General features: G+C 53.4%; 16 protein-coding genes. 13 read left to right on the top strand and 3 right to left on the bottom strand.

The annotated features are described in order from the left end of the window. Window positions 1-63 precede the first annotated feature (63 nt). The 3 genes from E0L21_RS05965 (at window position 64) to E0L21_RS05975 (ending at window position 2,885) form a co-directional block, all read left to right on the top strand. Window positions 64-564 carry a M48 metallopeptidase family protein gene (locus E0L21_RS05965; RefSeq protein WP_131407669.1) on the top strand — a complete coding sequence of 167 codons (501 nt, stop codon included), beginning with the start codon at window positions 64-66 and terminating at the stop codon, window positions 562-564. A 106-nt stretch (window positions 565-670) separates the two neighbouring features. Beyond that, window positions 671-1,669: a Gfo/Idh/MocA family protein gene (locus E0L21_RS05970; protein ID WP_131407671.1), complete on the top strand. Its 999-nt coding sequence runs from the start codon at window positions 671-673 to the stop codon at window positions 1,667-1,669. Between the two features lie 247 nt (window positions 1,670-1,916). Beyond that, entirely contained in the window at window positions 1,917-2,885 is a 969-nt protein-coding gene (locus tag E0L21_RS05975; RefSeq protein ID WP_131407673.1) for a TerC family protein, read from the top strand. A 14-nt stretch (window positions 2,886-2,899) separates the two neighbouring features. Here E0L21_RS05975 and E0L21_RS05980 read toward each other — a convergent pair whose 3' ends face one another. The 3 genes from E0L21_RS05980 to uxaC all read right to left on the bottom strand — a co-directional run bounded on the left by E0L21_RS05980 (window position 2,900) and on the right by uxaC (window position 6,535). Continuing rightward, a complete protein-coding gene (locus tag E0L21_RS05980) occupies window positions 2,900-3,454 on the bottom strand; it encodes a YgjV family protein (RefSeq protein ID WP_131407675.1) in 555 nt (184 codons plus the stop codon). A 163-nt stretch (window positions 3,455-3,617) separates the two neighbouring features. Next, on the bottom strand, window positions 3,618-5,105 hold the full coding sequence (locus tag E0L21_RS05985; protein ID WP_131407677.1) for a UxaA family hydrolase: 1,488 nt from the start codon (window positions 5,103-5,105) through the stop codon (window positions 3,618-3,620). A gap of 17 nt (window positions 5,106-5,122) precedes the next feature. Next, a complete protein-coding gene (gene uxaC, locus E0L21_RS05990) occupies window positions 5,123-6,535 on the bottom strand; it encodes a glucuronate isomerase (RefSeq protein WP_131407679.1) in 1,413 nt (470 codons plus the stop codon). Between the two features lie 465 nt (window positions 6,536-7,000). Here uxaC and E0L21_RS05995 point away from each other — a divergent pair, with 465 nt between their 5' ends. The 10 genes from E0L21_RS05995 (at window position 7,001) to E0L21_RS06040 (ending at window position 13,782) form a co-directional block, all read left to right on the top strand. Further along, complete coding sequence (locus tag E0L21_RS05995) at window positions 7,001-8,302, top strand: MFS transporter (RefSeq protein ID WP_131407681.1); 1,302 nt, start codon at window positions 7,001-7,003, stop codon at window positions 8,300-8,302. 123 nt (window positions 8,303-8,425) lie between these two features. Then, window positions 8,426-9,202, top strand: coding sequence for a transcriptional regulator ExuR (gene exuR, locus E0L21_RS06000; RefSeq protein WP_131407683.1), 777 nt, complete (start codon window positions 8,426-8,428; stop codon window positions 9,200-9,202). Between the two features lie 311 nt (window positions 9,203-9,513). Further along, complete coding sequence (gene yqjA, locus E0L21_RS06005) at window positions 9,514-10,176, top strand: DedA family general envelope maintenance protein YqjA (protein ID WP_131407684.1); 663 nt, start codon at window positions 9,514-9,516, stop codon at window positions 10,174-10,176. Window positions 10,177-10,180: 4 nt separating this feature from the next. Then, window positions 10,181-10,567, top strand: a complete 387-nt coding sequence (gene mzrA, locus E0L21_RS06010) for an EnvZ/OmpR regulon moderator MzrA (protein ID WP_131407686.1) — start codon at window positions 10,181-10,183, stop codon at window positions 10,565-10,567. Between the two features lie 148 nt (window positions 10,568-10,715). Further along, window positions 10,716-11,084, top strand: a complete 369-nt coding sequence (locus E0L21_RS06015; RefSeq protein ID WP_131407907.1) for a DUF1090 domain-containing protein — start codon at window positions 10,716-10,718, stop codon at window positions 11,082-11,084. A 38-nt stretch (window positions 11,085-11,122) separates the two neighbouring features. Then, window positions 11,123-11,425 (top strand): DUF883 family protein, encoded by a 303-nt coding sequence (locus E0L21_RS06020; RefSeq protein WP_131407688.1) that lies wholly within the window; start codon window positions 11,123-11,125, stop codon window positions 11,423-11,425. Window position 11,426: 1 nt separating this feature from the next. Beyond that, window positions 11,427-11,822, top strand: a complete 396-nt coding sequence (locus tag E0L21_RS06025; RefSeq protein ID WP_131407690.1) for a phage holin family protein — start codon at window positions 11,427-11,429, stop codon at window positions 11,820-11,822. Then, the gene (locus E0L21_RS06030) at window positions 11,819-12,109 is read left to right on the top strand and encodes a YqjK-like family protein (protein ID WP_131407692.1); all 291 of its coding nucleotides are present in this window, start codon (window positions 11,819-11,821) and stop codon (window positions 12,107-12,109) included. The genes E0L21_RS06025 and E0L21_RS06030 overlap by 4 nt, the downstream gene beginning before the upstream one ends. A 218-nt stretch (window positions 12,110-12,327) precedes the next feature. Continuing rightward, window positions 12,328-12,720 (top strand): DoxX family protein, encoded by a 393-nt coding sequence (locus tag E0L21_RS06035; RefSeq protein WP_020455382.1) that lies wholly within the window; start codon window positions 12,328-12,330, stop codon window positions 12,718-12,720. A 75-nt stretch (window positions 12,721-12,795) separates the two neighbouring features. Beyond that, window positions 12,796-13,782, top strand: a complete 987-nt coding sequence (locus E0L21_RS06040) for a glutathione S-transferase family protein (protein WP_131407694.1) — start codon at window positions 12,796-12,798, stop codon at window positions 13,780-13,782. Window positions 13,783-13,814 lie beyond the last annotated feature (32 nt).

A 13,814-nucleotide genomic window follows, 5' to 3' on the forward strand; every position in this document is an offset into this window, starting at 1 on the left:
CCGTAATGCTAAAATTCGCGCGTTTTATCGCTTAATTATCCGGAGATGTAAACACATTTCGCCATGAACAAGCTGACCTATCTTCAGGGCTACCCTGAATCCCTGCTCACGCAGGTTACCGCCCTGATTGAACAGAACCGGCTGGGCGAGGTGCTGAAAAAGCGCTACCCGGAAAGCCACGATATCACTACCGACAAAGCGCTTTATCACTATACGCAAGAGCTGAAAAATCAGTATCTGCGTAACGCTGCGCCGGTGAATAAAGTGATGTATGACAGCAAAATCCACGTGTTGAACAATGCGCTCGGCCTGCACACTGCGGTCTCCCGTGTGCAGGGCGGTAAGTTAAAAGCCAAAGCAGAAATCCGCGTCGCGACGGTGTTTCGCGGCGCGCCAGAAGCCTTCTTGCGGATGATCGTGGTTCACGAGCTTGCGCACCTGAAAGAGAAAGATCACAACAAAGCGTTCTACCAGTTGTGCTGCTATATGGAGCCGCAGTACCACCAGCTCGAGTTTGATACGCGGTTGTGGCTGACGCATCTATCGTTGGATCGTCACGGCTGAGGTTTTAGCCATCACCTTTTGTGCTTGTGCGGGGCAGTGCACTGGTTTTGTCATCTCGTCATGCTAGAGTGATCAAAGACCCCCCTTACGGAGAATTAGCGCCTGTATGATACGTTTCGCTGTCATAGGTACGAACTGGATCACCCGCCAGTTTGTCGATGCCGCCCATGAAACGGGCAAATATAAACTCACCGCCGTTTTTTCCCGCAGCCTTGAACAGGCGCAAACGTTCGCTAACGACTACCCTGTCGAGCATCTGTTTACTTCGCTAGAAGATATGGCGCAAAGCGATGCGATTGACGCGGTTTATATTGCCAGCCCGAATTCCCTGCACTTCCCGCAGACGCAGCTTTTCCTGCGTCACAAAAAGCATGTGATCTGCGAAAAACCGCTGGCCTCTAACCTGCGTGAAGTGGAAGCGGCCATCGCCTGCGCCCGGGAAAATCAGGTGGTGCTGTTTGAAGCGTTCAAAACCGCCAGCCTGCCGAATTTTATCTTGCTGAAACAAACGCTTGCCAAAGCGGGCAAGCTGCGTAAAGCCTTTATCAACTACTGCCAGTACTCGTCACGCTACCAGCGCTACCTGGACGGAGAAAACCCGAATACCTTTAATCCGGCGTTTTCTAACGGTTCCATTATGGACATTGGTTTCTACTGCCTGGCATCCGCCGTGGCGCTGTGGGGCGAGCCGCACAGCGTTCAGGCCACCGCCAGCCTGCTGGAAAGCGGTGTGGATGCGCACGGCGTGGTGGTCATGGATTACGGTGATTTCAGCGTCACACTGCAACACTCGAAAGTAAGTGATTCCGTGCTGCCGAGCGAAATTCAGGGCGAAGCCGGATCGCTGGTGATCGAGAAAATCTCCGAATGCCAGAAAATCTCGTTCGTGCCGCGCGGCGGCAAAGCGCAGGAACTGACGCAGCCGCAGCATATCAATACCATGCTGTATGAAGCGGAAACTTTTGCCCGCCTGGTGGAAGAAAACGAAGTGAACCATCCGGGCCTGGATGTCAGCCGGGTCACGGCCAAACTGCAAACGGAAATTCGCCGCCAGATTGGCGTCGTCTTCCCGGCGGATGATGTCGGTGAACAGCTCCCCGCGTAAAGGTTCGTAAAGCATGCATGGCTTCACATTGACGGAATCAATGTGCTGACATATTTTGTTACCTGCAAAGGGGAGTAACTTCATTGCCGGTGGATCGTCATTACGATGCGTATATGCATCCGGTCGCCGGGCGTCTTCACAGACGTAAGTGAGACCTTGCCGGAAGGCGAGGATCCATTGCACCTAAAGCAAACGGCTAACCTCTTCCGACGTTAGCCGTTTTTGTTTTTAGGTAAGGATTCACGCAATGAATACTGTCGGCACACCGATGTTATGGGGCGGCTTCGCTGTTGTAGTGGCGATTATGCTGGCCATCGACCTTCTGCTTCAGGGGCGTCGCGGCGTCCATACGATGACCATGAAGCAGGCGGCCGCCTGGTCTGTGGTTTGGGTCAGCCTCTCCCTGCTGTTCAACGCCGCCTTCTGGTGGTATCTCACGCAAACCGAAGGACGCGCCGTTGCCGACACACAGGCGCTGGCATTTCTCACCGGTTATCTGATTGAAAAAGCGCTGGCAGTCGATAACGTCTTCGTCTGGTTGATGCTGTTTAGCTACTTCTCCGTGCCTGCCGCGTTGCAGCGCCGGGTGCTGGTTTACGGCGTGCTCGGCGCGATTGTGCTGCGCACGATTATGATTTTCGCCGGCAGCTGGCTTATCACTCAGTTCTCGTGGCTGCTCTATGTCTTTGGCGCATTCCTGCTGTTTACCGGCGTGAAAATGGCGCTGGCGAAAGAGGACGAAACGGGGATCGGCGACAAACCGCTGGTGCGTTGGTTGCGTAGCCATTTACGCATGACCGATACCATCGAAAATGAGCACTTTTTCGTGCGCAAAAATGGCTTACTGTTCGCCACGCCATTGCTGCTGGTGTTGATTCTGGTTGAGCTGAGCGATGTGATTTTCGCGGTCGACAGCATCCCGGCGATTTTTGCCGTGACCACCGATCCGTTTATCGTACTGACTTCAAACCTGTTTGCGATTCTGGGCCTGCGCGCGATGTATTTCCTGCTGGCGGGCGTGGCAGAACGCTTCTCGATGTTGAAATATGGCTTGTCGGTAATTCTGGTGTTTATCGGCATTAAGATGCTGATTGTCGACTTCTTCCATATTCCGATCGCCATCTCGCTTGGCGTAGTGGGCGGCATCCTCGTGCTGACCATGCTGCTCAACGCGTGGGTTAACCACCAGAACGACAAGAAAAAACAGCTGGAATAAGGGCTAACCTGCCGTCAATGTGCGGCAGGCGTCTCTTTTTGCTGCGCGGTTTCGACTTTAAACGGGTCGATGCCGCGCTGTTGCATTCGCCAGAAGCGAATAATGTTCAGGCCATTCATCACTAAAAAGCTGCCTTCGATCAGCGAACCGCCAATCGATCCGAGCCAAATATTGTGGATCACCCAGCAGCCAGTCGAGCACCAAATCACGCAGCGCATCGGCAAGCCTTTAAAACGAAACAGTGCCCAGGTACTGACAATCGTCCCGGCAACCGGCAACAACTCCATCGGATGGTGAAATTTCGCCAGCCCCAACCCACCGGTAAGCACAATAAATAGCGCCATCACCCACAGGCTACGGGTACGCAGAGTAATCAGGGTGCGAATGGCGTTAAGCATGGCGCTGGAACCCGCAGGAAATGCGCCCATCAGAAAGAAATGCACACCAATGATGGCGCTGTAGACCGAGAGTTGTTTTTTGAAGCGCCGTTCATCACGGTTGAGAAAAGTTGTAATACCAATCAGAAAGGCAATCACCCCAACGCCCTGGGCAAGCCAATACGTGGTCATGGAAATTCCTTGTTGGGTCTGAAGTGGAGGGGTGTCGATTTACCAAAAGATTTCGCGCCAGGGCAAGGCGGCAAGCTCACGAATCCCCGGGAGCTTACACAAGTAAGCGACCGGGCTGAATGGGCGTAGCCAACACAGACATGGCGCGAAAGATGAAGGTAAATTAGAGCGTGACGCCGCTTTTGAAAATGGCCAGTTCGCGGAAATCGTTTTTCTCGTTGCAGGTCTTTTTGCCGTTAGCGATATCGACGATAACATCCACGAACTCGTTCAGCAGTTGCGGCATGGCTTTGCCATGAATCAACTGACCGGCATCATAATCGATCCAGTGTTTTTTCTTCGCCGCCAGTTCGCTGTTGGTGGCGATTTTCACCGTCGGCACAAAACCACCGTAAGGCGTACCGCGACCGGTACTGAACAGCACCATATGGCAGCCCGCCCCGGCCAGCGCGCTGGTAGCAACGGCATCGTTACCCGGTGCGCTCAGCAGGTTAAGGCCGTGGGTTTTCAGGCGTTCACCGTAACGCAGCACATCCACCACCTGGCTGGCACCCGCTTTCTGCGTGCAGCCCAGTGATTTCTCTTCCAGCGTCGTAATACCGCCCGCTTTGTTACCCGGCGATGGGTTCTCGTAAATCGGCTGATTATGCGCAATAAAGTACTGTTTGAAGTCGTTGACCATGGTAACGGTCTTCTCAAAAGTACTTTCGTCGCGACAGTGGCTCATCAGGATACGTTCCGCGCCGAACATCTCCGGTACTTCGGTCAGCACGGTGGTGCCGCCATTGCCGATTACGTAGTCCGAGAAACGGCCCAACATCGGGTTGGCGGTGATGCCAGAAAGGCCATCGGAACCGCCGCACTCAAGGCCGAATTTCAGCTCGCTCAGTTTGCCCGGTTCACGCTTGTCGTTACGCATTGCCTGATAAAGCTCATGCAAATGCTCAAGACCGGCTTCCACTTCGTCATCCTGGTGTTGGCAGACCATAAAGTGGACGCGTTCCGGATCGAATTCACCGAGCGTCTGACGGAAGGCGTCGACCTGGTTGTTTTCACAGCCCAGACCAATCACCAGTACCGCACCTGCGTTCGGGTGACGCACCATGTTTTGCAGCATGGTGCGGGTGTTAATGTGATCGTCACCCAGCTGTGAACAACCGTAGGTATGGCTGAACAGGTAAACGCCGTCGATACCTTCGGCGTCCTGCGTCTCTTTCAGGAAACGGGTCTGAATTTGACGGGCAATGCCATTTACACAGCCGACCGTCGGCAGGATCCACAACTCGTTGCGGATCCCCACTTCGCCGTTAGCGCGGCGGTAGATCTGAATGTCACGATCCGCCGCTTGTGCGCCTTCCTCCTGAAAATCAGGTTGATAGCTATACTCGTCCACATCGCTCAGATTAGTACGGGCATTATGGGAATGGATGTACTCGCCCGACGCGATATCTGCTGTCGCATGACCAATTGGCAGACCATACTTGACAACATTTTCACCTTTAGCGATGGGTTGCAGGGCAAACTTGTGCCCGCGAACCACCGCCTGGCGCAGCCGAACGGTCTGGTTGTCGATTACGACTTCCGCGCCTTCAGCGAGATCCGCCAGTGCTACCGCAACGTTATCCAGCGAATGGATCTTGATGTATTGCATATCAACCTCAAACGGCCTTAGTTCAGTTCAATCGCGAAGTAGTCACGCGCATTGTTAAAGCAGATGTTTTTCACCATTTCGCCCAGCAGTTGAATATCTGCCGGGGCTTCGCCCGCTTCGACCCAGCGACCAATCATCTGGCACAGGATGCGACGGAAATATTCGTGGCGGGTGTAAGACAGGAAACTGCGGCTGTCGGTCAGCATGCCGACAAAGCGGCTCAGCAGACCCAGTTGCGCAAGCTGCGTCATCTGACGTTCCATGCCATCTTTCTGGTCATTAAACCACCAGCCGGAACCGAACTGCATTTTGCCTGGCATACCTTCACCCTGGAAGTTGCCAACCATGGTGCCCAGCACTTCGTTATCGCGCGGGTTCAGGCAGTACAGAATGGTTTTCGGTAGCAGGTTCTCTTCATTCTGCTTGCTCAGCAGTTTAGAGAGCTCTTCCGCCAGTGGGCGATCGTTGATGGAGTCGAAACCAACGTCTGGCCCCAGCAGTTTGAACTGACGCAGGTTGTTGTTACGCAGCGCGCCGATGTGGTACTGCTGCACCCAACCGCGACGGGCATATTCCGCACCCAGCCATACCAGCACCGCAGTTTTAAACTGCGCCACGTCTTTCTCACTCAGCGTTTCACCCGCCAGGCGACGTGCCAGGATACTATCCAGCTCGGCTTCGCTGGCTTCAGCGAACAGCACCACATCCAGCGCGTGGTCGGAAACTTTACAGCCGTGCGCGGCGAAGTGATCCAGGCGTTTGCCCAGCGCAGTTTGCAGATCGGCAAAGCGGCGAATGTCGGTATCAGACACTTCACCCAGTTTTGCCATGTAATCGTTGAAGGAGGCTTGTTCAATGTTGAACGCTTTGTCCGGGCGCCAGCTCGGCAGCACTTTGACGTGGAAGGAGCCGTCTTTGGCGATCGAGGCGTGGTGTTCCAGCGAGTCAATCGGATCGTCGGTGGTGCCGACCATTTTCACGTTCATCTGCTGCATGATGCCGCGCGCGGAGAATTTATCTTGCGCCAGCAGTTCATTACCCCGGTTCCAGATTTCGTCGGCGGTAGACGGCGACAACACCTTACCTGTAATACCAAATGGGCGACGCAGTTCCAGATGCGTCCAGTGGTATAACGGGTTACCAATGGTGTGCGGCACGGTCGCTGCCCAAGCGTCAAACTTCTCACGCTCGGAAGCATCCCCAGTACACAGGCGCTCAGGTACGCCGTTGGTGCGCATGGCGCGCCATTTGTAGTGGTCGCCTTTCAACCAGATGTCATACAAGTTCTTAAAGCGGTAGTTGTCAGCGATCTGTTGCGGCGGCAAGTGGCAGTGATAGTCAAAAATCGGCTGGTCTTTTGCGTAGTCGTGGTACAGACGGCGAGCAAATTCGGTATCAAGCAGAAAATCTTCAGTCATAAACGGGGTCATTATCGTCTTCCTCTAAACGAGTGCGTCTGATGCTTACCTTTAATGCTGCCAAAGTTATCACACCAATTTCTATAGACCGAGGATATTTTCGTGAGTTGGATCAATAAAAGCAGACAAAAACTGACAATCTAATCGCGCAAATATCCCGCCAACCCGCGCCGTTTCTGGCTTATCCCGGCAAAGTTAAAGACCACACAAAGAAAAACACTTTTGTGATGTCACTCACCTTTTCAAGTTGTATGACAAGTTATCTTTCCTGCCGTCGAACACATAAGCCGACGGAATGCATTCCCGATAAAAAGTTAATCGGATTTTTTGGGTACGGATACCGACTTAAACACGCTTACTTATGGCAAGGTTTGGGCCGTACCGGGAGTTGTCCCGGTTACGTCCTCCCCGTTTCATCCTCCGAACGCGATCGAAGGATGGCCGCGCAGGCGGTAATAACATAACGATGAGGTTTACATGCGTAAAATCAAAGGATTACGTTGGTACATGATAGCACTGGTGACGGTCGGCACCGTGCTGGGCTACCTGACACGTAACACCGTAGCGGCTGCCGCTCCAACCTTGATGGAAGAGCTGCACATTACGACTCAGCAATACTCTTACATCATTGCGGCGTATTCCGCGGCTTATACTGTAATGCAGCCTGTTGCAGGCTACGTACTGGACGTTCTGGGCACCAAAATTGGTTATGCCTTCTTTGCGATTACCTGGGCAGTGTTCTGCGGCGCGACTGCGCTGGCGGGCAGCTGGGGTGGTCTGGCGTTGGCGCGTGGCGCAGTGGGTGCTGCTGAAGCAGCGATGATCCCGGCTGGCCTGAAAGCAGCGTCCGAGTGGTTCCCGGCGAAAGAACGTTCTATCGCGGTGGGCTACTTCAACGTGGGTTCTTCTATTGGCGCGATGATTGCGCCGCCGCTGGTGGTGTGGGCAATTGTCATGCACAGCTGGGAAATGGCGTTCATCATCTCTGGTGTGCTGAGCTTTGCATGGGCGATGGCCTGGCTGATTTTCTACAAACACCCGCGCGATCAGAAAAAACTGAGCGAAGAAGAACGCGAGTACATCATTGGCGGTCAGGAAGCACAACACCAGACCAACAACGGTAAGAAAATGTCTGTCTGGCAGATTCTGGGTACCCGTCAGTTCTGGGGCATCGCGCTGCCGCGTTTCCTGGCAGAACCAGCCTGGGGTACGTTTAACGCCTGGATCCCGCTGTTCATGTTCAAGGTTTATGGTTTTAACCTGAAAGAAATCGCCATGTTCGCCTGGATGCCGATGCTGTTCGCTGACCTGGGTTGTATCGTGGGTGGTTACCTGCCGCCGCTGTTCCAGCGTGTCTTCGGTGTGAACCTGATTGTTTCCCGTAAAATGGTTGTGACCATGGGTGCGGTACTGATGATTGGCCCAGGCATGATCGGCCTGTTCACCAGCCCGTATGTGGCAATCGGCCTGCTGTGTATCGGTGGTTTTGCTCACCAGTCTCTGTCCGGCGCGCTGATTACACTCTCTTCAGACGTATTTGGTCGTAACGAAGTGGCAACTGCGAACGGCCTGACCGGTATGGCGGCATGGACGGCAAGTACCATGTTTGCCCTGGTAGTTGGTGCACTGGCAGATACCATCGGCTTTAGCCCGCTGTTTGCCGTGCTGGCGCTGTTCGACCTGATGGGTGCAGTGGTTATCTGGACCGTACTGAAAAATAAAACCGCCGACGAGGTCGTGAAAGAGCACTCGCTTGGTGGCCCCGCCGCACAAAGTTAAACCTCGATTCTGATACGTAAAAAAGCCGCCTGATGCGGCTTTTTTACTATCTGCGATGGTGAGAAAGCAGTAAAAGTGGTATAACAAATCTATTATTGCCCTTCTTTTTCCTGGAGCTCACATATGGAAATCTCCGAGTCACGACGTTTGTACCAGCAGCTTGCCGCCGAGCTTAAAAGCCGTATTGAGCAAGGCGTCTATCTTGTGGGAGACAAACTGCCCGCCGAGCGCTTCATCGCCGATGAAAAAAGCGTAAGCCGGACCGTGGTTCGTGAAGCCATTATCATGCTCGAAGTGGAAGGGTATGTTGAAGTTCGCAAAGGTTCCGGCATTCATGTTATTTCCAACGTGGCGCGCCATACTCAGGTGCCGGATGAAAACCTTGAGTTCGCCAATTACGGCCCGTTTGAACTGCTTCAGGCACGCCAGCTTATCGAAAGTAATATTGCTGAGTTCGCCGCCACCCAGGTGACGAAACAGGACATCATGAAGCTGATGGAAATTCAGGATAACGCGCGTAAAGAGAAGTGCTTCCGCGATTCTGAATGGGATTTGCAGTTCCATGTGCAGGTAGCGCTGGCCACGCAGAACACGGCGCTTGCAGCCATCGTCGAGAAAATGTGGACACAGCGTGTGCACAACCCGTACTGGAAAAAACTGCACGATCATATCGATTTACGCACCGTGGATAACTGGTGTGATGATCATGACCAGATCCTCCGCGCGCTAATTCGCAAAGACCCACACGCGGCGAAAGTGGCAATGTGGCAACATCTGGAAAACACCAAACAGATGCTGTTTAACGAAACCAGTGATGATTTCGAATTCAACGCCGATCGCTATTTGTTTGCGGAAAACCCGGTGGTGCATCTCGATACCGCCGCAACCGGCAGTAAATAAAAATGTCCTACAAGGCGCACACTTACGCTGCGCCTGCCTCGGTTTAAGGTAAGTAAACCGTCTAGAGTGTCAGCCTTTGTAAATAGCCTCGCCTCCCCCTGCCGCGACAAGCAAAATCATCACCGAAACTCATTTTTCTGACTGACTCATAACGTCGGCATTTGTTACAATTGGATGCATTTGTCATCATGTAAGTTAGTGCTTGCTCACAACGTCCGTTACCAGAGTGTGCCACGAGCGACCATAATGTATTAAAGATAATCGCCGTGCTGTGCTGGGCGTGACGTAAACCGATGTACCAGGAACATTGAATGGAACTTTTAAGCCAATTACTCCATGCCCTCTGGAGCCAGGATTTCGCGACACTCTCGCAGCCCGGTATGATCGGCATGCTTTATTTTGTTTTATTTGTCATTTTATTTCTTGAAAACGGCCTGCTTCCGGCAGCGTTTCTTCCGGGCGATAGTTTACTGGTGCTGATTGGCGTGCTGATTGCAAAAGGCGCGCTGGGATATCCGCAAACCATTTTGTTGCTTACCGTAGCGGCAAGCCTGGGTTGCTGGCTCAGTTATATTCAGGGGCGCTGGCTGGGTAATACGCACATCGTGCAAAACTGGTTATCGCATCTGCCTGCGCATTATCACCAGCGCGCGCACCAACTTTTCCACAAACATGGCCTTTCCGCCCTGCTAATTGGTCGTTTTATTGCGTTTGTTCGCACTCTGTTACCAACTATTGCCGGACTTTCTGGTCTGAGTAATGCCCGCTTCCAGTTCTTTAACTGGATGAGCGGCCTGCTGTGGGTGCTGATACTGACCACGCTGGGTTATCTGCTGGGCAAGACGCCGGTGTTTCGTAAATACGAAGATGCCCTGATGTCTTGCCTGATGTTGCTTCCGGTCGTATTACTGGTGATTGGCCTTGCTGGCTCACTGGTGGTGCTGTGGAAGAAAAAATATCGTAATCGGGGTTAAGACCATGGAATTGCAACGTCCCTTTTTACGCTGGTTACTGATGGGTGTCGCGGCGATGGCCGTTTTCAGCGTGATGTTTTTCGCCTGGACGACCTTGCAAAACAGTGAATCAACGCTGGCGATTCGCCCAATCACGCAAAACGTCAGCGTACCGGATGGTTTCTCTGTCTGGCACCATCTGGATGCCAATGGCATTCACTTTAAAAGCATTACGCCGCAGGACGACACGCTGTTAATCAAGTTTGAATCCAGTGAGCAGAGCGCGGCAGCGAAAATCGTGCTGGATCGCACCTTACCTCATGGTTACATCATTGCCGCCCAGGACGATGATAACAACCAAACCTCCGCGTGGCTGACCCGCCTGCGCAACAGCGCACATCGATTCGGTTAACCTTTCCAGGATTCTGAATCTTTTCACTCACTTTGGTGTTTGGCCGTTTACTTACTATGCTTGAGTACACGGAACCAGAGTTCGCTTTATGTCACTGGATGCTGGCGTGACCATCGTTTCGCTGGCCAACAATGGAAGGTTCTCGATTATGAACAACCGCATCGCACTGGCGCTGGCTCTTTTTTCGCTGAGCGCATTTTCCCAGGCGGCTTCGCCCTGCCAGGAAAAGGAACATGAGATCCAGCGTGAAATCAGCTATGCCGAAAAGCATAACAATCAGAGCCGCATTGACGGTCTGAACAAGGCGCTGCGAGAAGTGCGCGCCAATTGCTCTGACAGCAAGCTGCGCGCCGCCCATCAGAAAAAAATCGCTGAGATGAAAGAAGAGGTTGCCGAGCGCCGCCACGACCTGAATGAGGCCAAGCAAAAAGGCAATGCGGAAAAAATAAGCAAACGCGAGCACAAGCTGAAAGAGGCTCAGGCAGAACTGAAAGCCCTGGAAGCGCGTGACTACTGATCGAATGGAAATAACCACTCACTCACCTGGAGAAAATTATGTCGAAAGATAATGCTGACCATTTGCGCGCTGAGTTGAAATCCCTGGCGGATACGCTGGAAGAAGTGCTGAGCAATTCCAGTGATAAGTCGAAAGAAGAGCTGAGTAAATTACGCACCAAAGCGGAACAGGCGCTGCGCGAAAGCCGTCACCGTCTGGGCGAAACCGGCGATGCGCTCGCCCGCCAAACCCGTGAAGCGGCTGCCCGTACCGACGAGTATGTGCGTGATAACCCGTGGGCCAGCGTCGGTATCGGTGCCGCCGTTGGTGTGGTGCTGGGCGTGCTGCTGTCGCGTCGCTAAGATGATGGAGCCACGCAACGCGCAAGGGCCGGGCAAAAGCGTACTGGGGATTGGTCAACGCATTGTGACCATCCTTGTTGAAATGGTTGAGACCCGCCTGCGGCTGGCGGTTGTCGAGCTGGAAGAAGAGAAAGCGAACTTATTCCAGCTGCTGCTTATGGTAGGGCTAACCATGCTTTTCGCCGCATTTGGCCTGATGAGCCTGATGGTGCTGATTATTTGGGCCATCGATCCGCAATATCGCCTGAACGCGATGATTGCAACCACCGTCGTGTTGCTGGTGCTGGCGTTGATAGGCGGCATCTGGACATTGCGTAAAGCGCGGGCCTCGACGCTGTTGCGTCATACTCGCCAGGAACTGGCAAACGACCGTGCCTTGCTGGAGGAGGATAAGTGAGCGGCAAAGCGGAACGTCTGAAGCGCAAAGCACGTTTGCTCAGTGAGATCCAACAACAACGCCTGGATCTCACCGCCAGCCGTCGGGAGTGGCTGGAAGCAACCGGTGCTTACGATCGCGGCTGGAACACCCTGCTCAGCTTGCGCTCCTGGGCGCTGGTGGGCAGCAGCGCGATGGCGATATGGTCCGTTCGCCACCCCAACATGCTTGTGCGCTGGGCTAAACGCGGTTTAAGCGCGTGGAGCTTATGGCGGCTGGTCAAATCGACGCTCAACGCAACGCACTGAAACACAATCACAGCACGGCTTTCGCGGGCGATGGTTATCCATCGCCCGTTTGCTTTTCCGCTTGCTCAGTTTTTTTGAAAAATTTCGACAGTTTTCCTTGCTAACAATCTTTTCCCATCACGATTACTATCCTCTCCATCGACAGCAAGCACGCGGCATCTGCCCGTAATTGCAGACATTTTACTGAAAGCCGCTATTGTGGTTCCCTGGAGAGAAAGATGAAAAAATTAGAAGATGTTGGTTTCCTGGTTGCTCGTATCCTGATGCCGATTCTGTTTATCACAGCAGGCTGGGGCAAAATCACCGGCTATGCGGGTACTCAGCAGTATATGGAAGCGATGGGCGTGCCGGGGTTCTTCCTGCCACTGACCATTCTGCTTGAGTTTGGCGGCGGTCTGGCCATTCTGTTCGGTTTCCTGACCCGTACCACAGCACTGTTCACTGCCGGTTTCACGCTGCTGACCGCTTTCATCTTCCACAGTAACTTTGCGGAAGGCGTGAACTCGCTGATGTTTATGAAAAACCTGACCATCGCTGGCGGTTACCTGCTGCTGGGTATTACCGGTCCGGGCGCCATCAGTATCGACCGCGTACTGAATAAAAAATGGTAAGCGCTCTATACTGAGTGAAGAGATCAAAGCGAGGAGACCACTCCTCGCTTTTGCTATTCAGAAGGAGGAGACAAAATGGGACAACTGATCGACGGCGTCTGGCACGACAACTGGTATGACACCAAATCCACCGGCGGACGTTTTCAGCGCTCAGTATCTGCGTTTCGCAACTGGCTTACCGCAGATGGCGCACCAGGCCCTTCTGGCGAAGGTGGCTTTGCCGCCGAGAAAGACCGTTACCACCTGTATGTTTCACTCGCCTGTCCGTGGGCGCATCGCACGCTTCTCCTGCGTACGCTAAAAGGCCTTGAGCCGTTTATCTCCGTTTCCGTGGTCAACCCGCTGATGCTGGAGAACGGCTGGACATTTGCCGATGATTTTCCGGCCGCTACTGGCGACACGCTGTATCAACACGAATTTCTCTATCAGCTTTACCTGCATGCCGATCCGCAATACACCGGCCGCGTTACGGTTCCTGTGCTGTGGGATAAAAAGAACCACACCATTGTCAGTAATGAATCGGCGGAAATTATTCGTATGTTCAACACCGCCTTTGACGGTTTGGGCGCGAAAGCCGGAGATTACTATCCGCCAGAATTACGCAGCCAGATAGATGAATTGAATGGCTGGATCTACGACAACGTGAACAACGGTGTCTATAAAGCCGGGTTCGCCACCAGCCAGCAGGCTTACGACGAAGCAGTAGTTAATGTATTCAATGCGCTGGAACGCCTTGAGCAGATCCTCGGACAACATCGTTATCTGACCGGCGATCGGTTAACGGAAGCGGATATCCGCCTGTGGACGACACTGGTGCGTTTTGATCCGGTCTATGTCACGCACTTCAAGTGCGACAAACACCGTATCAGCGACTACCTGAATCTGCACGGCTTCCTGCGCGACATTTACCAGATGCCGGGCATTGCGGAAACGGTCGATTTCGCCCATATCCGCAACCACTATTACCGCAGCCACAAAACCATTAACCCGAACGGGATTATCTCTATCGGGCCGTGGCAGGATCTGGATGAGCCTCACGGGCGCGATCTTCGTTTCGCCTGATCTTCCGGGCGCGTCTCACCGCGCCCAAATTA

Source organism: Kosakonia quasisacchari, from assembly GCF_004331415.1.
Lineage (GTDB): Bacteria > Pseudomonadota > Gammaproteobacteria > Enterobacterales > Enterobacteriaceae > Kosakonia > Kosakonia quasisacchari.